Here is a 23,259-nt window from a genome sequence, read left to right on the forward strand (position 1 = left end):
TTGTATTGAAGTTATTTATGAATTGGTAGTTATTTATTGTTGAAAAAACCTTGTTTACCTAAATATGAAATATAGGTAGACAATAATTTTTCATCAATATCTGGACAGATGATTTGTGAATTAGACAGGCCAGTGATCGCATTTTGGCAATCAATTTTTAAACTGCCTGATTTTACAGGTTTTTTCTGTTGAGAAGTATCCTCTGAGAAAAACGGTACAAGTGGATATAAAGGGTGTTCAGGTGAAGCACCAGCGATGTTAATTAATTGCGATCGCCAATTTTCGTAAGGCAGTTGTTGAATTTGATAACCAAATGATTGAATTACCTCAAGTAGAGTATTTGTATGTAAAAGTTGATCGTTCACTAAATGAAATGCTTGTCCTAGAAACTTTTGTTGTTTTGATAGGTGGATAATAGCTTGGCTGACATAATCCACAGGCATGATATCTTCTTGAATATCACGGTCGGGAACACTGCCAAGTTGAATACAGCCAATAATTAGTTTGTAGAGAAAATCATTAATGTTAAAAACTCCTGTTTTGCTATGGCCTGAAACCCTACCAATTCTGTAACTGCTAACTGGTAAACCTCTTTGTTGAGCAGTTTGAATTAACTTCTCACATACCCATTTAGTTTGCACATAACCATTATTAGGTACTGGATAATCATCAATATTATCTGCTTCCGTGGCTACTGTAACCTCCGAGTTTTTCAAGGGTGAAAAAATACTAGCAGTGGAAATAAAATGTACTGGTTTTGTTTTAACTTCACAAGCTAATCTCAAAACTTCCTGTGTTCCCAGAACATTTGCGGCTTTTAAAACTGAGTAGGGATAAATATGATGAACCCAAGCACCATTATGGTAAATAATGTCAATTTGATGAGCTAACTCTTGAAATTCTAGGTCTTTCAATCCCAGTAATGGTTGAGATAAATCTCCAATCACAGGAATAATTCTCTGACTAAAACTCTGATTCCAGATTAAATAAGAGTCTAGAGTCTTTTGTATTTTTTTCTTACCTGCTTCTAAATTTTGAGCGCGGACTAAGCAATAAATATTGGCGTTAGTTTGCTGCAATAACTCCCATAATAAGAAAGCACCTAAAAAGCCAGTTACACCGGTTAATAAAATATGCTTTGGTTCAGTTTCCGGTTTTTGATAAGAAACTTTGGGGTAAATTGTTGAGTCAAGAATAGTTTCTTTATCCCACTCTATCATATTTTCTGGACTTAATTCATTAGTAGAGTTGGGTTGTTGAGATTTGTCTAAATGAATGGCTAAACTAGCTACAGTAGGCGATTCAAATAAAACACGTAAAGGTAAATTCACCTGAAAAGCTGCACGAATTTTCAAGATTAATTTTGTTGTTAATAAAGAATTACCTCCTAGCTCAAAGAAATTATTATTAATACCTATTTTTTCCACACCCAACACTTCAGACCAAAGTTGTACGAGCTTGATTTCTGTTTCAGTGCGAGGAGCAGTAAAAGTATTTTCAATCTCTTGAAGGTCAGGTTTAGGTAAAGCGCGACGGTCAATTTTACCATTAGGTGTGATGGGGAAAGATTCCAAAAATACAAAAGCAGAAGGTATCATATAGCTAGGTAATTGCTCTTGTAAAAACTGGTGCAAATCCCTGGATTTTATCTGATTCAGATATGCTAAGTCTGGCACAACATAAGCCACTAATTGCTGTTGTTTGGGTCTATCTTCCCGTACTAAAACTACAGACTCCTTGACCATCGGATGTTTACCAATTATAGATTCAATTTCTCCTAATTCAATACGGAATCCCCGCAGTTTAACTTGATTATCTACTCGACCAATTAATTCTATATTTCCATCTGCTATCCAACGCCCTAAATCACCTGTTTTGTAAATAAATTCTCCCGGTTCTTGGGTGAAGAAATGAGGAATAAATTTTTCTGCGGTTAAGTCGGGTCTATTGAGATAGCCTCGTGCCAAACCATTACCACCTACATAAATTTCTCCAGCTACTCCCACAGGTAAGGGTTGTAAGTAGCGGTCTAGAATATAAATTTGAGTATTAGCAAATGGTTTCCCTATGGGTACTAGCTGCTCTACAGATAATTGAGTTGTATCGGTTTCAAAAAAGGTACTATCAATGGTTGCTTCAGTTAACCCAAAGGAATTAATTAATCTAGTTTTCTCACCGCAAAATTGACGGAATTCTTCATATTCTTTCACATACCAACTATCAGAACCACAAATTAGTAACTGCATAAATTCAAGACGTTGCTGAGTTTGTTCTAGATATTGGATTAAGTTTCTCAATACTCCAGGCACAAATTCTGCACAGTCTACTTTTTCCCGTAGCATGAGTTGATAAAGTTTTTCTGGTTCAAGTAATAACTCGCGGGGGCAGAGTACCAATTTACCACCAGAACAAAGAGCGCGAACTAAATCACCAGAAAAGACATCAAAGGAGAAACTTGCCATTTGTAAGTGGGAAGTAATTTTTGGTAATTGATAATCTTTTTCCCAAGCAAGATAAGCATTTACTAAACTACGATGTTCAATCATTACTCCTTTAGATTTACCAGTAGAACCAGAAGTATAAATCACATAAGCAAGATTATTTATATCTACCTTACTGACCGCATCTTCTATAGATTCGTTAGCAATTTCTTTCCCATCTGAATCTATACAAATAATGTTTTTATTGGCAAATTTTAAACTGTCTAACAGTTCTGCTTGAGTGAGAATAAATGATACTTGAGCATCTTCTAACATATATGCCAAGCGTTCTTGGGGATATGCTGGGTCAAGTGGTAAATAAGCTCCACCTGCTTTGAGAACTCCCAAAATTCCCACTACTAATTCTAAAGAGCGTTCTAAACAAATTCCTACTAAAGTTTCTGGTTTTACCCCTTGATTTTGTAAATAATGTGATAATTGATTTGCTTTTTGATTGAGTTGTTGATAGGTTAAAGATTCATTTACTCTTCGAGAAGCCGCGCTTTGCGCGTCTACAAATACCACTGCTACTGCATCAGGCGTTTTTTCTACTTGTGCTTCAAATAATGTATGGATACACTGCCGAGGTACAGAGATGTGATGGTTATTCCAGGTAGTTAGTATTTGCTGATGTTCTGTTGCTGTTAATAAGGGTAAGTCAGACAGATTTTGATCGGAATGGGCAATAATACCCGTTAATAAGGTTTGGAAATGCCCTAACATTCGGGTAATTCTGTCAGCATCAAATAAATCTGTGTTGTATTCTATTGACCCCATCAAACCTGCATCTGTTTCTACCATTGAGATAGTTAAATCAAAATTTGCTGTTTTACGTTCTGCTTGTAAGGGTTTGAGGGTTAAATCTGGTAGATGTAAAACTTCTGTAGGTGCATTCTGAAGAATGAACATTACCTGAAACAGAGAACTATGACTTAAATCTCTTTCCGGTTGTAATTCTTCAACTAATTTTTCAAAAGGTAAATCTTGATGAGCATAAGCACCAAGAGTAACTTCGCGTACTTGTGCTAGTAATTGTTTAAAAGTTGGGTTTCCTGCTAAGTTGCTCCGCAGTACCAAAGTATTAACAAAAAAGCCAATTAATCCTTCTATTTCTGCACGGTTGCGGTTAGCAATAGGAGTACCAACTAAAATATCATCCTGCTGAGTATAACGGTGCAGCAAGACTTTAAATGCTGCCAGCAGAGTCATAAATAAAGTAACTCCTTCCTGCTGGGAGAGGTTTTTTAAACCTGCTGTTAAAGATGGGGAAAGTGTAAAAGTTTGAGTTGCACCGTTATTAGTTTGAATTGCTGGACGTGGACGGTCTGCGGGTAATTCTAATACTGGTAAATTACCGCTTAGTTTTTGTTTCCAGTAATTTAATTGAGTTTGTAAAACTTCTCCTTGTAAATATTGACGTTGCCAAACTGCAAAATCTACATACTGAATTGGTAATTGGGGTAAATTGGATGCTTGACCGCTATCGTAAGCGGTATAAAGTGTTGTCAGTTCACGGATGAGTATTCCTGTTGACCAACCATCAGAAATAATATGGTGCATGGTGAACAAGATTACATGGTCTGTTTCACCAAGACGTAATAAATTAACCCGCAATAGTGAATCTTTTTCAAGATTGAATGGTTTTCGTGCTTCTAAATTGGCTAAATTTATGGCTTCTGCTTCTCTTTCAGTTTCAGGAATATTTTGCAAATTAATTACTGGTAATTTTAGCTTAGTTGGTGCATTAATTACCTGGACAGCTTCCCCAGCTACAACTGTAAATGTAGTACGTAGATTTTCATGACGATGGACTATTTCATTAATGCTGTTTTCGAGAGCAACTATGTTTAGCCTTCCTGTTAAACGGATGGCAGAGGGAATATTATAGGCACTACTTTCTGGTTCTAATTGGCTCAAGAACCACAGTCTTTGTTGGGCAAAAGATAAGGGTAATTCTTGATGACGCGAACACACTAATATAGGGGGTGTTTGTGTATTTTGTTTTTGTTGTAGTAATGCTTGGATACTGGCAGCAAGCCCAGCAATAGTTGGCGTTTCAAACAGACAACGCAAAGGTAATTCAACTTTAAAATTCTGGCGAATGCGGGAAATAATTTGAGTAGCTATTAACGAATGTCCACCTAAGTCAAAAAAGTTATCGTGGATGCCAATTTGTTTGATACCTAAAAGTTTTCCCCAAATTTCTGCTAGTTGAGTTTCTTCTGATGTACGTGGTGCTACATATATTTTTTCTAATCCAGGACGGCTTTTCTCTAGTAATCGTAATGCTTGGATGTCTACCTTGCCGTTAGGTGTCAAAGGTAATGCCTTGAGTAGCACAAACGCTGACGGTATCATATAATCAAGCAGTTTGTGTAGACAAAAGCTGTGTAATTTATTGATGATTTCTGACTGCTGATTCTGGTTGCGGTTTGATTCAGAATTAAGAACGATATAAGCTGCTAAACGCTGATTTTGTTCTGGGATAACTACAGCAGATTGAACATCAATATTTTCTTTGAGTGTGGCTTCTATTTCTCCCAATTCAATCCGAAAACCACGAATTTTGATTTGGTTATCAACTCGACCTAAAAATTCTAAATCACCATCTGGTAAATAACGAACTAAGTCACCTGTTTTATAGATTCTCTGACTAAATTTACCTGCGGGTAATTGTAAATTAACAAAGGGATTTTGAATAAACTTATCTTGTGTTAACTCAGGACGATGTAGATAACCTCTAGCTAAACAAGCACCCCCAATATAAAGTTCTCCCGGTACACCTATGGGGACAGGTTGCAATTGTTCATCGAGTACGAAAACCTGAGTATTTGCTAAAGGTTTTCCTAGCGGAACTGTTTTGGTTTGAGGATGAGAAAATTCAACTGGATAAGTGAGTACACCTACTGTAGTTTCTGTTGGTCCATAGTGGTTGAAAATTTGACAATTAGGTGCTAGTTTTTTGACAGTTTGAATTAAATCCCAAGTGCTGGCTTCTCCCCCTAAAATTAGACATTGACGGGGTAGAATTGATTGGGTGGAAGAAGCTGTTAAAAGTGCAGTGAGGTGAGAGGGGACAATTTTAAGACAATCTATAGGATATTGTTGAAAATAATTTGCGATCGCCTGTGCATCAGATGCCTTTTCTTGAGACAATATATGTAAACATCCCCCTGTACACAAGGCAGCAAACACCACTGTATTACCTAAATCTGCGGCAAAAGTCGAAACAGTTGCAAAACTCGCTGCTGCTGGTAAATTAAGTCTGTCTAAAATGCCGTAGAGGTAATTAAGAAGTTGTTGATGTTCTATAGCTACAGCTTTGGGTTTACCAGTAGAACCAGAGGTAAAAATAGCATAAACTAAATTGTCTGGTTGTACAGAAATTTGTGGATTTTCTTGATTTTCTTGCGCTATAGTTTCCCAGTCAGTATCTAAACAAATAATTTGCGCTGTTGTTTGGGGAAGTTTTTCTACTAAGGACTGTTGTGTTAATAAAATTGGTGCTTGGGCATCTTGTAAGCGAAAAGCTAGATTTTCTCCTGGTAATTTTGGATCTAATGGTAGGTAGGCAGCACCCGCTTTAAGAATGCCCAATATACCAACAATAATATCAACAGACCTTTCAACATATAACCCTACTAAAACATCAGCACCAACCCCTAAACCTTTGAGGTAATGTGCAAGTTGATTGGCTTTGGTATTGAGTTGAGAATAGGTCAGTTTTTCACCTTCAAAAACCACAGCAATATCTTCAGATTTCTTTTGTGCTTGCTGCTCAAATAGTTGATGAATAAATTGAATAGTCGAATAATCTTTGTACGTATTATTAAATTCAACTAATAACTGATGACGTTCTTGATTACTAATAATTTCTAGTTCAGAAACCGGAACATAAATATTATGAATTGCATGGGTGACTAAAGTTAAAAAATATGTAAATAACCTTTGAATGTTACTATCACATAGTAAACCAGTTTGATATTGCAATTCTAAAGTTATTCCTGCTGCTTTTTGCAAACAATTAAGTTTTAATTTAAAAGGAGCAAAATTAGAAAAATGATGGCATAAAGAAAATAAAATATCCCCAGTTAAATCGCCAGTTAAATAATCTTCAGGTAACTCTTGAAATTCAAACCCAATGGGTAAATTTTGGTAATTGGTTACACCTTCTACATTATCTGACCAACTAAAATATTCTTGCCATTTATTAATCTGGCGGATATTCTCACTAATTTGAGTTAAAACTTCTGAAAATTTAAAGTCTTGCTGAAACGCACACTCCACAGGTAAAGATTTAGCAGCTAATCCCATTAGTTCCAGCAACTCTTCATATTTTCTATCATTAAATACAGTATTAATAACTATATGAGACTGTTTGGTTAGTCGCCATATCAGTGTTTGCCAACAAGCAAGTAAAAAGTTAGAAGTTGTAGTATTGTATTGAGTCGCAACATCAGAGATTTTAGCAGTTAATTCTGCGGATATTTTTTGATGATAAATTACCGAGGCAAATTGACTTTCTCCAATTAAATTATTTTCCCAAGGCAATATTAACGGATTCTGATTGCTAAAGTCCTGTTGTTGCCAATATTCTTTTCCTGCTTCTGCTTCATCATCCTCTAATAATTGATTTTGCCATTCTGCAAATTGGATATATTGGATTGGTTCTTCTATATCTAATAAATTTTGATTTTCTAAGCATAAACTATAGGTATGACTGATTTCTGAAAATAAATTATTCAGTGTCCAACCATCAGCACATACAGACGGTAATGTTAGCACTAAAAGATATTTATCTTGTGCAAGAGTAAGTAAACTCCAACGTAAAAGAGAGTCATTATCACTTTCATTAACTAATCGTCTTTCTGTAATTAAATAATTCTCTATTTTTGTTAATTGTTCATCACTATCATACTGACTGAAATCAATGTTCTGCCAGTCAGATAATTTATTATTGTGAATTACTTGTACAGGGATTTTTACACCGGGTAAACTGTGGAAAGTGGTACGCAGAACTTCGTGGCGATTAACCACTACTTTTATAGCTTCTTGCAATACTTCAATATTCAGATTACCTGCAATTAAAAATGCAGCTTGAGCCACATAATCGGCATTGTTTTTTTGCTGTAACCAAAGATGTCTTTGTTGTGGAGATAAACGAAATCCTTCAATAGTTGAAACTGTCATCTTGTATGTCCTCTTTTTATTTCTGGTTTTTAGCAAACTGACAAATTTTATTGCTGCTACTCAGCTAATTTCATAGCTTTAGGTTTAACTTTCATCAATTTTTTGAGTTTGCCTTGCTCATGTTTAGCTTCAGTTATTAACTGTTCTTGTTTTTGCGTTTCTGTGAGCAGGTCTAAAGTGTTAATTCTGGCATCTGGTTGAGTCGTAATACTTGCCAGTAAAGCTTGAAAATTCTCAAACAAACTAGCAATTTTTTCTTTTTCAAATAAATCTGTTTTGTACAACCAATTGCCTGTAATTCCTGCTTCGGTTTCTGACATGAATAAAGTTATATCAAACTTCGCTGTTTTAGTTTCTACCTCTATTGGTGGCAACCTTAATCCTGGTAGTTGTAAGTTTTGCGTTGGCACATTATCCATGACAAACAACACTTGAAATAAAGGTGTATTACTCAAATGGCGTTCTGGTCTTAGTTCTTCAACTAATTTGTCAAAAGGTAAATCTTGATGGTTGTAAGCCTCTAAAGTTACTTTTCTGACCCGTTGTAATAATTCTCTAAAAGTAGGATAACCTGATATATCAGTGCGTAATACTAGCAAGTTAACAAAAAAGCCAATTAAACCTTCTGTTTCCCCTCGATTACGATTAGCAACATCTGTACCAATGACAATATCATCTTGCCCAGTGTAGCGATATAGCAAAGTTTTTAAAGCAGCTACCATTGTCATAAATAAGGTGACATTTTCCTGGCGGCTAAGTGCGTTTAGTGCTTGTGATAATTCCGGTGATAAACTGAAGGTTTGAATACCTGCTTTATTGCTTGGAGTTACTGTTTGATTTTGGTTATAGGGTAACTTTAAAACTGGTAAAGCAGCACCTAATTTTTGTTTCCAATAAGCAAGGTGATTTTCTAATACCTGTCCTTGCAACCATTGACGCTGCCAAACAGCAAAGTCAGCATATTGAATTGGTAATTCTGGTAAAGCAAAAGATTTACCTTCAGCAAAGGCTGGGTATAGGGCTAATATTTCCCGAATCATAACAGCCGTAGACCAAGCATCAGAAATTATATGGTGCATTGTGAATATAACCACATATTCTGTTGAACTTAGTTTGAGAAGAATTACCCTTAATAAGGGTAGTTGACTTAAATCAAATGGCTGTTGAGTTTCTTGATTGATAAATTGCTGTATTTGAGTTTCTTGTTCTGATTTTGATAGAGTCTGTAAATCAATTACAGGTAGAGATAATTGCAGGTTTTCAGTAATTACCTGTATGGGTAAACCTTCTACAGCAATGAAGGTAGTACGTAAAGATTCATGACGTTTAATGATTTCATTCAAGCAAGATTCTAGTGCTGTGATGTTGAGATTACCAAGAACACGGACAGCACTGGTAATGTTATATGCGGCGTTATTGGGTTGTAATTGTTCTATAAACCACAGTCTTTGTTGGGCAAAAGATAAAGGCAGATGATTTTCTCTACTCACAGGTAAGATGGGAGGAGATACAAGACACTCCTGTGCTTGTTTGATAGCTTCTACCACCATTGCTAAATCTGCCAGTTTGGGAAATTCAAAGATTTTTTGGAGGGGTAATTCGATTTGGAAAACTTGGCGTAGTCGAGAAATTAATTGTGTTGCTAAAAGAGAATGTCCTCCTAATTCAAAGAAGTTATCATTCACTCCTACTTGTTCCACACCCAGCACTTGAGTCCAGGTGTTAGCGATAATTTCTTCTACTGGAGTACGGGGAGGAAGATAATTTGCTTCTAAATCTCTTTGTGACCATTCTGGTGCAGGTAAAGCGCGACGGTCTATTTTGCCATTGGGTGTCAGAGGAAATTCTTCTAACACTACAAAGGCAGAAGGTATCATGTAATCTGGTAATTTAGCTTTTAAGAAGTTACGTAGCTCTAATACAGAAACATCTGTTGACTGGGGAATAACGTAAGCTACAAGACGTTTGTCATCTTGTTTGTCTTCTCGGACTATAACTACAACTTCTCTGATTTCTGGGTGTTGATGAATTGCTGCTTCAATCTCTCCTATTTCAATGCGGAAACCACGAATTTTTACTTGATAATCAATACGTCCTAAATATTCAATGTTTCCATTAGGTAAATAACGAGCTAAATCACCTGTTTTATATAAATATTTTCCGGTTGCAAATGGACTAGAAATAAACTTTTCTTGAGTGAGTTCAGGTTTATGCCAATAACCACGCGCCAATCCTACACCACCAATATGTAACTCACCAATTACGCCAATGGGAACAGGTTGTAAATGTTTATCTAAGATATATATCTGTGTATTGGCAATTGGACGACCAATAGGAACTATTGTCTCATTAGTATTGGGTTGACAAGCCCAATATGTTACGTCAATCGCCGCTTCTGTAGGTCCATAGAGGTTGTGTAACTCGGCATTTAATCTTTCAAAAAAGCGTTGTTTGAGGTCAAATGATAGTGCTTCACCACTACAAATTACCCGTTTGAGACTACTATATTTCTCTAGTTCTGTGTCTTCTAGAAACATTTGCAACATCGAAGGCACAAAGTGAAGTGTTGTAATTTTCTCCTCAGCAATTAGTTGAACTAGATACCTACTATCTTGATGTCCTCCTGGTTTAGCTATGACTAAACTTGCACCTGTTAATAAAGTCCAGAAAAATTCCCACACTGAGACATCAAAGCTGAATGGTGTCTTCTGTAAAACTTTGTCGCTGGCTGTTAGTTGATATGTATCTTGCATCCACAATAGGCGGTTACATAAGCCTTTGTGTGTGTTCATTGCACCTTTGGGTTTTCCTGTAGAACCGGAGGTGTAAATCACATAAGCTAAGTTTTCCGATGTAGCGTTGCTAATTGGGTTAGCTGTACTTTGGGTGATGAATATATTTTCGTCTTGATCTAAACACAGGGTTTGGGCGTTGTGTGTGGGTAATGTTTCTAATAGATGTTTTTGGGTTAATAATACCTGAACTTGGGCATCTGCTAACATATAACCTAACCGTTCTTGTGGATAGGCTGGATCTAGGGGGACGTAAGCACCACCCGCTTTCAGGATGCCTAAAAGTCCTATGACCATTTCTAAGGATCTTTCAACACAAATCCCCACCAATACTTCTGGTTTTACTCCCTGTTTTTGCAAGTAGTGAGCAAGTTGATTTGCTTTGGTGTTGAGTTCCCGATAGGTTAATTGTTGATTCTCAAATACTACTGCTACAGCATCAGGTGTTTTTTCTACTTGTGCTGCAAATAATTGATGAATACATTGGTCTTGAGGATAATCTGTTTCTGTATTATTCCACTCTATTAATAATTGATGTTGTTCATTTGCTGTTAATAATGGCAAAGCTGACAAGCGTTGTTCAGGGTTGGCTATAATTCCCTCCAACAATACCTGAAAATGACCTATCATTCGATTAATTCTGTCACCATTAAATATATCTGTATTGTATTCTAAATCTCCCTTTAATCCTGCTTGTGTCTCTGATAGTGAGAGAGTTAAATCAAATTTAGTAGTATTTTTTTCTGCTTTTAATATTTCCAGATTTAATTCTGGTAACTCAATAACTTCTGCGGGTGCATTTTGCAGAATGAACATCACCTGAAACAAGGGATTATGAGTTAAATCACGCTTGATTTGTAGTTCTTCTACCAATCTTTCAAAAGGTAAATCTTGATGAGCATAGGCATCTAAATTTACTTCGCGTACCTGTTGCAAAATTTCTCTAAAAGTGGGGTTATTACCAAGGTTTGTCCGCAGTACCAAAGTATTGACAAAAAAGCCAATCAACCCTTCAATTTCTGGACGATTGCGGTTAGCAATGGGAGTACCAACTATAATATCTTCCTGCTGGGTGTAGCGGTATAACAACACTTTAAATGCTGCCAGCAAAGTCATAAATAGGGTAACACCCTCCTGCTGTGACAGGTCTTTAAGTTGCTTTGTTAGGGATTTAGATAATTGGAAAGACTGTGTTTCTCCGTTTTTAGATTGAATTGCTGGACGGGGTTTATCAGTTGGTAATTCTAAAATTGGTAAATTACCACCCAACTGCTGTTTCCAATAATTGATTTGAGTTTGCAAAACCTCGTTTTGTAACCATTTTCTTTGCCAAATAGCAAAGTCAGCATACTGAATTGGAAGTTGAGCAAGTGGGGAAGGTTGACCTTGAGAAAAGGCTGTGTAAAGTGCTGTGAGTTCTTTAATGAATATCCCCGTTGACCAACCATCAGAAACTATGTGGTGCATGGTCAACAATATTACATTGTCTGTTTCCGATAGTTGGAGTAAGCTGACTCTGATTAATAAATCTTGTACTAAGTCAAAGGGTTTTTGTGCTTCTAATACAGCTAAATTTTGTACTTGTTGTTGTTTTTCATCTTCCGCAAGTGCCTGTAAATCTATAACTGAAAAAGTAAAGTTTTCACCTTTACTAATTACCTGTATAGCTTCCCCATCTACTACAGTAAATGTAGTTCTTAATATCTCATGCCTTCTGATAATTTCCTTGATGCTTTTAGACAATGCAGCTACATTTAATTTACCTGTCAGTCTGACTGCTGCGGGTATATTGTAAGCACTGCTATTTGGTTCTAATTGGCTCAAAAACCACAGTCGCTGCTGGGCAAAAGACAGAGGTATATTTCCCTGGCGTGAAGCAGGTTGGATAGATTCTGATTTTGATTCTAAAGCCTGATTCGCTTGGCTAATAAAAGCTATTATTTCTGCTTTGCGTGTTGCTAATTCTGCTTTGATATCTGGTGTGAGGGCTTCTTTTGGCGCACTACAACGCAGGCGGTCATTTTCCACCCATAATTTTATATCTAGGCTGCAAAGGTCAGACAAAAATTTCTCAATTGTTTTCATAGTTCTATTTCCTCTCTGTCTTCTGTTATTTGCTCATTTACAGCCTGTAATTGTTGTACTGCCAGAATTCCCTCTATGCGCTCAACTAGATTTTTAATTGTCGGATTTTCAAAAAAGCTACGTAAAGGTAAATCAATTTTGAAAGCTTCACGCAATCGAGAAATAACTTGCGTAGCCAAAAGCGAATGTCCTCCTAACTCAAAGAAGTTGTTAAAAATGCCTACTTTTTCTAGTCCTAAAATATCAGCCCAAATATCAGCTACTATCTGTTCTGTGGGTGTGCGGGGTGGGACAAAGCTTGCTTCTAATCCAATTGATGTATCTGGTACAGGTAAAGCTTTACGGTCTACTTTCCCATTAGGGGTTAAAGGCAGTTTATCTAATATGACAAACGCCGTTGGTCGCATATAGGTAGGCAGTTTTTCTTGTAAGAAACTGCGAAGTTCAATAATATTAATTTCTGGCTGTGATTTGCTAACTATATAAGCTACCAAGCGTTGATCACCCGGTTTATCTTCCCGGACTATCACTACAGAAGCTTCTACATCAGGATGCTGATTCAAGCCTGATTCAATTTCGCCTAGCTCAATGCGGAAACCACGAATTTTAACTTGATGATCAATGCGTCCTAAAAATTCAATTGTGCCATCTGGTTGATAGCGTACTAAGTCCCCAGTTTTATACAATCGATCAGCAGCATTTTGATTGAAGGAATTGGATATAAACTTTTCGGCTGTGAGTTCTGGTTGATGCAAATAACCACGAGCTAAACCAGCACCACCAATATGTAATTCACCAGCTACACCAATAGGTACTAATTGATTATATGAGTCAAGAATATAAAATTGGGTGTTGGCAATAGGATTGGCGATCGCAACGCTATTTTGTACCTGAGATGCTGCTGACCAAATGGTGGTTTCTGTCGGTCCATACAAGTTCCAAACTTCTTTACCCCGTTCCTGTAATTGTTGAGCTAAAGTGTAGTCAAGGGCTTCACCACCACAAAGAATTTTCAATTGCTTATTACCTATCCAGCCAGCAGACAACAACATTCGCCAAGTTGCTGGGGTAGCTTGCATGACTGTAGCACCACAGGAATTTAACCGCTTTGATAATTGAATTCCATCGGATGCTTCTTGACGGCTGACAATGACTGTTTGAGCGCCTACAGTTAAAGGTAAATATATTTCTAACCCAGCAATATCAAAGGATAATGTAGTAACTGAGAGTAATATATCTTGTGCTGTTAATCCTGGCTTTTGGCGCATTGCTATTAAGAAGTTGACAACAGCACCATGAGAAATTTGTACACCTTTGGGTTTACCAGTCGAGCCAGAAGTATAAATTAAATATGCTAAGTTTTCGGGAGTAATTTTGTTGATAGGATTGTCAGCAATTTGTTGGGAAATTTTATCCCCTTCCACATCTAAACAAACTACCTGAGTATGATGGATTGGTAAATTTTCTAATAAAGATTTTTGTGTGAGTAAAACTGATAATTGAGAATCTGCCAACATATAACCCAAGCGTTCTTTGGGATAGGCTGGATCTAGGGGAATATAAGCACCACCCGCTTTGAGAATCGCTAAAAGTCCAATTACCATTTCTAAGGATCTTTCAACACAAATCCCCACTAGTACCTCTGGTTCTACTCCCAGTTTTTGCAGGTAATGTGCGAGTTGATTTGCTCTGGTGTTCAGTTCCCGATATGTTAATTGCTGATTCACTCTTTGAGAAGCCGCGCTTTGCGCGTCTACAAATACCACTGCTACAGCATCAGGGGTTTTCTCTACCTGTGCTTCAAATAATTGATGTAAGCATAATTCTGGTTGTAAACTAATTTCACCTTTACCCCAATCTAATAACTGCTGTTGTTCAGTAGCGGTTAATAAAGGTAACTCCCTAATTTGCTGCTGAGGATTAGCAACAATTCCTGTTAGTAAAACTTCAAAGTTTGCCGCTAACCGTGAAATCGTTATTTCATCAAATAAGTCTGTATTGTATTCAAAATTAGCAATTAATCCCTGCTCTACATCTTCTATAACTAAAGTCAGGTCAAACTTCGCTGTTGTACCTTTATTTTCTAAAGGTTCTACCTTTAATCCAGGTAATTCTAATTGTCTTATTGGCGCATTTTGCAGCACAAACATTACCTGGAACAAAGGATTATGACTCAAATTACGTTCTGGTTGAATTTCTTCTACCAATTTTTCAAAGGGTAAATCTTGATGAGTGTATGCACCCAGGGCTACTTCCCGCATTTGTTTGAGAAAATCACGAAAAGTAGGATTACCAGAAAGGTTACTTCTCAATACTAAAGTATTAACAAAGAAACCAATTAAATTTTCAATTTCGGCTCTGTTTCTGTTAGCAATAGGCGAACCAACTAATATATCAGTCTGATTTGTGTAGCGATAGAGTAAGGTTTTAAATGCTGCCAATAGTGTCATAAACAAAGTGACACCTTCTTGCTTGGAAAGAGTTTTTAATCCTTCACTTAAACTTGTTGGTAATACGAATGATAGAGTTTTACCAGCATAAGTTTGAACGGTGGGACGAGGACGGTCAGTAGGTAATTGTAATATGGGGAGTTCACCAGATAATTGCTGTTGCCAGTAAGCAAGTTGATTTTTTAATCCCTCTCCTTCTAACCATTGTCTTTGCCAAATTGCAAAGTCAGCATATTGTATAGGTAATTGTGGCAGAAAAGAAGGTTTACCCGCACAGAAAGCTGTATACAGTGCAGCTACTTCTCGAATTAATATATCCGTTGACCAACCATCAGAAACAATATGATGTAGAGTCAACAAAATTACAAAATCTTCCCCATTTAATTGCAGCAGTTTCGCTCTTAATAATGGTGCTTGGGTGAGATTAAATCCTGTTTGTGCTTCTTCATTAGCGAGTCGGTATAGTTCCGCTTTTTGCTGTTTTTGGGGAATATTTTGTAAATCTACTAATGGTAATTTTAAGTTTACTGAGGGAGAAATAACTTGGATTGGTTGCCCATCAGATATTACAAAACTTGTCCGTAAAATTTCATGTCGTTTAATAATTTCGTTGAGGCTGGTGGAAAGTGCCTCAATGTTGAGTTTACCTTGTAACCGGACTGCTCTAGGCAGATTATATGATGGGCTACCTGGTTCAAATTGGTCAAAAAACCACAGTCTTTGTTGAGCAAAAGATAAAGGTAAATTTTGATTTCTAGGAACGGGGGTAATAGTTTTAATTTCCTGTTGTTCACCCCGCATTGCTATTTCAATTTGCGCTGCTAATGCTGCTAAATTTGCAGATTCAAACAGTTGTGGTAAAGGTATTTCTACATTAAAGGTGGTACGAATGCGAGAAATTACCTGAGTAGCTAATAGGGAGTGTCCACCCAACTCAAAGAAATTATCATTAATACTTACCTGTTTTACTCCTAATAGTTGTGTCCAAATACCTGCTAATACTTCTTCTACAGGTGTACGAGGAGCAATAAAAGTTGTTTCTCTACTGACTACTTCTTCTGGTGCAGGTAAAGCATGACGGTCTAATTTACCGTTAGCGGTGAGAGGTAATGATTTAAGAATGACAAAGGATGTGGGTATCATGTATTCCGGTAACTTTGCTTTTAAAAAGTCGCGGAAATCATGATCTGATACTGCATGAGATGTAGGAACTATATAAGCAACAAGACGCTTTTCTGTTGATGTTTCTTCCCTAGCGATAACTACATTTTCTTTAACTGCTGGGTGTTGACTTAAAGCTGTGGAAATTTCCCCTAGTTCAATGCGATAACCTCTAATTTTCACCTGATCATCGAGACGACCGAGAAATTCTAAATTACCATTGGATAGATAACGGACGCGATCGCCTGTTTTATATAATCTTTTTTGACTATCAATAAATTGACAATTTATAAACCTTTGTGCAGTTAATTCCGATTGGTTTAAATATCCCCTTGCTAAAGATTCACCACCAATGTATAGTTCTCCTGCTACTCCTAAAGGAACTGGTTGCAAATTTGCATCTAATACATAAACCTGGGTGTTAGCAATGGGTTTACCGATAGGAACTGTTGCAGTATCCTGAATTTTCTCTCCTAAGCAATAGGTAAGTACACCAACAGTTGTTTCTGTCGGTCCATAGTGATTAAGAACTCGACAATGGGGTGCATTCTTTTCTATTTTCTCAATCAAATTCCAATCAGCAGCTTCACCACCAAGTATTAATAACTGACGGGGTACAATTTCCCAAAATTCAGAACTTAACAAAGCTGCTAAATGAGAGGGAACAATTTTTAAACAATCAATAGGATGAAGGCGGAAATAATCAGCTAATGCCGCCGGATCAGATGCGCGTTCCCAAGATACAATATGCAGACAGCCACCACTAGACAAACAAGGGAAAATAACGGTATTACCTAAATCAGCCGCAAATGTAGAAACAGTTGCATAACTAGCATTAGTTGGAAGTTGCAATTTTGGCAAAATTCCATACAAATAATTAAGCAATTGTTGATGTTCAACCGCCACACCTTTAGGTTTACCAGTAGAACCAGAAGTATAGATGATATAAACTAGATTTTTTGGCTGGACATTATTAACAGGATTATCTGTATTTTCTTGAGAAATTTTTTCCCAATCATTCTCTAAATTTACTTCTGTAATGTCTAACAAATGTTCCCCATCAACTATTCCCGTTTCCCTAATCAACGCTGCTGCTTGAGCATCTTGTAAGCGGAACTGTAACGCCTCTTGGGGAAGGGTGGGATCTAGTGGCAGGTAAGCACCACCAGCTTTGAGAACAGCTAATAAAGAGATGATAAATTTGATATTTCTCTCTACACAAATTCCTACTACTACTTCTGGTTTAACCCCCAAATTTTGTAAGTAGTGCGCTAATTGATTAGCTTGATCGTTTAATTCTTGATATGTAATTTTTTCATTCTTAAACACCACAGCAACAGCATCAGGTGTTTTTTCTACCTGTTTTTCAAATAACTGATGAATACATATCTCTCTCTGATAATCAGACGTTGTTTGGTTAAATTCAATTAATAACTGTTGGCGTTCACTGGCGCTGAGTATTCCTAATTGACTAATAGGTGTGTCAGAATTATTGATAAGATTTATCAATAATGTTTGAAAATTTTTGGCTATTCGTTGAATTGTTTCCTGAGAAAAGTAATTACTATCATAGTCAAACTCTGTAATCAAACCACGATTATCTTGTAAGCAAGTGAGTTTGACTTTAAAAGGTTCAATAACGCTATAGATATCTTGTAAACTGAATTTTACAGTTTTATTATCAGATTTAGTTTCAGAAATGTTGGCAAATTCAAAGCCAATAGGGAAAGCTATCCAGTTATTTTCTTCTACAGCTTCAGGAACAAAATAATCTTGCCATTCAGCAGCGTTGTCTAATGTTTGGGCTACTGCAAATAATACTTCTGTAAAGTTTAAATTAGGGGTAAATTGAGTTTTGATTGGTAGCCAAGTTGCTAACAAACCAAGTACGTCATTAAGTTCTTCATATTCACGGCGACTAGTTGCCGTACCAATGACAATTTCTGACTCTCGTGTGATTCGCCAAATTAATATTTGCCAACAGGCTAGTAATATGACATCAGAAGTTTTATCATACTTTTGGGCAAAGTCATAAATTTTATCAGATAATTCTTGGCTAATAGCTAACTGATAACTATCGAGTATAAATTGCTCACTCTTTCCTTGCCGTTCATGAGGTAATTTTAATGCTGATAAAGAGCTAATTTTTTGTTTTTGCCAATATGCTTTTGCTTTCTCTGCATCTTCATCTGCTAGTAGTTGATTCTGCCATTCAGAAAATTGTACATACTGTACATAGTCTGCGCTTAATGCTTGACCTTGGCAATATTGAGCGTAAGCTTGATTAATTTGATTAACTAGATTTTTAATGGTTTTAGTATCAGCACATAAAGCAGGTAGAGAAATAATTAAAATATGCTGATTATTTGACAATTTGATTAAATATAATCTCAGTAGAGAAACTTGTTCAAATTTTTGATATTCTTGTCTTTCTTGCCAGAATATTTCTTGAACTTTTGTAGCAATATCTTCCTGAGAGGAATCACTTAAATCTAGATATTCCCAATTAAATGAACCCTTATCTGCAACTACCATGACTGGAGTTTTTAGACCAGGAGGACAATAAAAACTTGTTTTCAAGATATCATGATAATTGATAATTTCCTCAATAGCATTTTGCAGTATCTCTGGTTGGAGATTACCGTCAATTAAAATAATACATTGGGAGCAGAAAGCAGAACTATGTTGTTGTAAATGCCATAGACGTTTCTGTTGAGCAGCAAGTTGAAATCCACTAATTTTTTGAGTTTGCATAGTTTTGAAGAATACTTATTTTGAACTTATTTTTTAACCAGTAGGTTGGGGAGCCATCGCCTTGGACGGGTTTCCCAGCTTGTGGCGAATGGCGTTTGACGTTAGGAAACACAACATTTATGGACAAAATTTAGGGACTTTTGTTGGGTTGCGCTGTCGCTTAACCCAACCTACAAAAACTTATTCTTGATAAGAAAACTCTTGTGGTGCGGGCATCTTGCCCGCCAAGCTGTATCTCACTCACACGACATTTACTGTATCTGTAGCATTAGTCATTTCTGCCATTGCTACAACGATTTTACGCTGTCCCACAAAGGGATTTCTGCCGTGAGCAGCCAGCATATTATCTAACATAATAATGTCGCCCTTTTGCCAGGGGAAACTAGTTTGTGCTTGCTGATAAACTGCATTAATTTCGGAAATTTCTTCCGGTGTAATTGGTGAACCATCACCAAAATAAACGTTACGGGGTAATTTTGACTCTCCAAAAATAGATAACAGTGAGTCTCTAACGTCTGTATCTAAATAAGCGATATGGTGTAATTGAATTTGGTTAAAAAATACAGGTTCACCAGTTTTGGGATGTACTGCTAAAGCTGGGCGAATTTGTCGAGTAACTAAACCATTATCATCATACCATTCAAATTCAATTTTTGCTTGCCGACAATAATTTTCTACTTCATTTTTATCTGTGGTTTGGAAGAAGTTTTGCCAACTCACATCTAAACCTTCAGCATAATTCCTGGTGTACATTAGCTGTTTAGTGGCTAATTTTTCTCGCAATTGGGGACTGAGCAATTGATAAGCTTTTCTACAGTCAACAATTGGAGTTTCTCCACCTTTCTCGGCTGGTTGAACACAGTAAAACCAAATCTTTAAAGGGAAGCAATGTAAATGGGAGCTTTCATTGTGAAAAAGTATCGCTTTATCTGCTGGGTAAGGAGTTGAGCCATAAACTTTACCACCTTCACCTGTGCGGGGTAAGTCTCCGTATTCAGCAAATAAATTAGGGCAAATTGTTTGAGCGAAATTTTCAAAATCTGAAACTGATTTTACATCAAAATCTCTAAATAAAATCGCTCCATGTTTAAATAATTCTGTTTCCAGATATTCGCGATTATTTTTAGCCCAAGAGATTATATCAATTTCTGCACTATTGGGCTGAATTACGAGCGGGAATTTTTGCCCTTCTTGCAGATAATCGGTTTTAATTAATTGCTCTAGTGATAAACTTACTGCTTTAGGAGCAATATTCATGAATTTTTGTCTTTTAGCAGTTTTACGTTCCTGTTGTTGCATGGTTTGTTGTTCCTTTTCTGTTTCTGTGAGCATTTCTAATGTATTGATGCGACTTTGAGGTTTAGCCACAATGCTATTTATTAATGTTTGCCAATGATTAGTTAAATTAGTGATAGTATCTAAAGCAAATAAATCAGCGTTATATTGCCATTTACCTTCTATACCTTGCTCAGTTTCTGTGAGGAATAGGGCTAAATCAAATCTGGCTGTTTTGCTTTCTACCTCTAGTAAGTTTAAGGTAAGTCCTGGTAATTCTAAGGCTGAATCTGGTGTATTTTGCAAGACAAATAACACCTGAAATAAGGGAACTGTATTACTTAAATGGCGTTCAGGTTGTAATTCTCTAACTAATTCATCAAAGGGTAAATTTTGATGAGCGTAAGCTGCTAATGTTTGGGTGCGAACTCGTTGTAATAATTCTAGGAAGGTGGGATTGCCGGTTAAGTCAGTGCGAAGAACTAATAAATTAATAAAGAAGCCAATTAATGGTTCTATTTCAGTTTGGTTACGGTTAGCAACATCAGTACCAACAACAATATCATCTTGGTTGGTGTAGCGTTGCAATAAAATTGTAAAACTTGCCAGCAGCGTCATAAATAAGGTGACATTTTCTTGCTGGGAAAGCTTTTGTAATTGCTGTGATATTGTAGCAGGTATGAAGAATTTGTGAATAGCACCCCGGTTAGTTTTCACCTCGGCACGGGGACGAGTTGTAGGAAGTTGCAATACAGGTAAATTAGCTAATTGCTGCTTCCAGTAAGTGAGTAAAGTTTCTCGTCTTTCTCCTTGTAACTGTTGACGTTGCCAAACTGCAAAATCTGCATATTGGATGGGTAAAGCTCGTAAAACAGCAGGTTCTCCAGATACAAAAGCGGTGTAAAGTGTTGCTATTTCCCGTACAAATACCCCCATTGACCAACCATCAGAAACAATATGGTGAATACTAAATAATACGATATGCTCCTGGTCATGGGCGCGTAGCAGCGTACATCGCAATAACGGGACTTGCGAAAGGTTAAAGGGGTTTTGATATTCTTTATCTATCAAATGCTGAACTTCTATTTCCTGTTCAGCTACTGACAGATGACTCAAATCTATGACTGACAATTTTATATTTAGATTTGATGCGATCGCCTGAAATGGTTTTCCATTTTCATCAGTATAAAAACCAGTACGTAAAGCCTCATGGCGACGTACAATTTCATTCAGGCTTTGCTCTAAGGCTTCCCTATTGAGAAACCCAATTAATCGGAGTGCAAATAATTCATTGTAAGTTGCATTACCAGACTGTAATTGTGCTAAAAACCACAATCTTTCTTGAGCGAAGGAGAGAGGTAATTTATCTGTTCGACTTACAGCAACTAGGGGAGGACTCTGAAGACTAGATGTTATTTGTTGAGCGTTCTCAATTCGCTTTGATAAACCTGCTATGGTGGGAGCTTCAAAAAGTTGTCCAAGGGGTAATTCTAATTGAAAAACTTGACGTACTTGAGACATCATCTGTGTAGCTAACAAAGAGTGTCCACCCAATTCAAAAAAATTGTCATGAATACCTACTTGCTCTAGCCCTAATACCTGAGTCCAAATTTTGCTGAGAATTTCTTCAACAGCATTACGCGGATTAAATACAGTGTCTTTTAATTCCCGATTTTTGCTGTTTAATTTTGGTCGAATATAAGGGATTTGGTGAGGAGAAATTTTTTCTTTGAGCATTGCTAAATTGACATTTTCATCAGCAACAATGCTTTCAAGTAAAAATAAAAAAGTTTTCAAAATCAAATTAGCATTAATGCTGTCAAAACGATGCTGATCATAAATAATAGAAAACTTGCATTCGGCATCAACACTAACTAATATTGTTAGCGCATATTGGGTTTGTGATCCTTTGGTATAGATATTAGAGATATTAATTTCTAAGTCAGAAGATTGTAAAATAGAATCATCAATAGGATAGTTTTCAAAGACTAACAGACTTTCGTAAAGAGAAAGTCCCCCTTGTATTTCGCTCCACTGATATACTTGTCCGGCAGGGCTATATTCATATTGCCGAAGTTCTAAATTATGGGTGTAAATATCTTGCAACCAAGACCATAGGGACGCAGAGGGAGTAACTTTAATCCGTAGTGGTAAGGTGTTGATAAACAAACCAATCATTGATTCGCTACCAACCAAATCCACAGGGCGACCAGAAACTGTTATTCCAAATACTACATCTGCTATGTTACTATAGCGGCTGAGGAGTAACGCCCAAACACCTTGAATGAGAGTATTGAATGTAATTCTGTGTTGTCTGACTAAAGATTTTAAGGCAGCTGTAGTTGAGTTTGACAGTGAAGCTTGTAATTCACCATAGCCTTCTCCTGCTTTTGATAATAAACTATCTGGTTGTACTGGTAATCCCAAGGCTGTAGTTTGGGTAAAACCTTGCAGCGTCTTGCGCCAAAACTCTTCTGCTTTGACTAAATTTTGTTGTCTTAGCCAAGTAATATAGTCCTGATAAGGACGGCTTGGTTCTAAGTACAAATTTTGACCATTACTAATTGCTTGGTAAAATGCCAGTAATTCATTAAAGAGAATCGACAGACACCAGCCATCTATTAAGATATGATGATGACTCAATACAAGCTGGTAACTGGCATTACTTAACTGGAAAAGTGCTAAACGCATCAATGGGTGTTTTGATAAGTTAAATCCTTGTTGACGATCGCTTTTCAGAAAATCTTCTAGTTGCTGTTGTTGAAGTGATGTTTCCAGTCCTCGCCAGTCTTGATAATCAAGGCTAACTTCTACCTGTCGCAGAACTACCTGTCTGGGTTCATCTAAATTCTTCCAGACAAAAACTGTTCTTAATACTGGTTGACGCTCGATAACCCGTTGCCAAGCTTGCTCAAAAGCTGGCAAATTCAGATTACCATTTAAGGTACAACTTAGCTGCTCAACATAAATGCCTGAGTGATCAGCAGCAGATAAAGTATTGAAAAGCATACCCAGTTGGGTAGGTGACAGAGGATAAATTGATTCAATATTTTTCTTATTCATGGCAGATTT

4 protein-coding genes are annotated in these 23,259 nt (G+C 36.8%); all 4 read right to left on the reverse strand.

What is annotated here, in order from left to right; all coding sequences use genetic code 11:
- Positions 1–29: 29 nt before the first annotated feature.
- Positions 30–7,670, reverse strand: a complete 7,641-nt coding sequence (locus H6G59_RS05540; protein ID WP_190712207.1) for a non-ribosomal peptide synthetase — start codon at positions 7,668–7,670, stop codon at positions 30–32.
- 56 nt (positions 7,671–7,726) lie between these two features.
- Positions 7,727–12,547, reverse strand: coding sequence for a non-ribosomal peptide synthetase (locus H6G59_RS05545; protein ID WP_190712209.1), 4,821 nt, complete (start codon positions 12,545–12,547; stop codon positions 7,727–7,729).
- Positions 12,544–18,912: a non-ribosomal peptide synthetase gene (locus tag H6G59_RS05550; RefSeq protein WP_190712211.1), complete on the reverse strand. Its 6,369-nt coding sequence runs from the start codon at positions 18,910–18,912 to the stop codon at positions 12,544–12,546. The genes H6G59_RS05545 and H6G59_RS05550 overlap by 4 nt, the downstream gene beginning before the upstream one ends.
- A gap of 240 nt (positions 18,913–19,152) precedes the next feature.
- Complete coding sequence (locus H6G59_RS05555; protein ID WP_190712213.1) at positions 19,153–23,250, reverse strand: condensation domain-containing protein; 4,098 nt, start codon at positions 23,248–23,250, stop codon at positions 19,153–19,155.
- Positions 23,251–23,259: the final 9 nt, after the last annotated feature.

Origin of the sequence: Anabaena lutea FACHB-196 (assembly GCF_014698305.1) — a bacterium.
GTDB classification, from domain to species: domain Bacteria; phylum Cyanobacteriota; class Cyanobacteriia; order Cyanobacteriales; family Nostocaceae; genus Anabaena; species Anabaena lutea.

Excerpts from the sequence above, each read along its gene's own strand:
- H6G59_RS05540 (WP_190712207.1), bottom strand. The coding sequence starts at position 7,670 with ATGACAGTTTCAACTATTGAAGGATTTCGTTTATCTCCACAACAAAGA.
- H6G59_RS05545 (WP_190712209.1), bottom strand. The coding sequence starts at position 12,547 with ATGAAAACAATTGAGAAATTTTTGTCTGACCTTTGCAGCCTAGATATA.
- H6G59_RS05550 (WP_190712211.1), bottom strand. The coding sequence starts at position 18,912 with ATGCAAACTCAAAAAATTAGTGGATTTCAACTTGCTGCTCAACAGAAA.
- H6G59_RS05555 (WP_190712213.1), bottom strand. The coding sequence starts at position 23,250 with ATGAATAAGAAAAATATTGAATCAATTTATCCTCTGTCACCTACCCAA.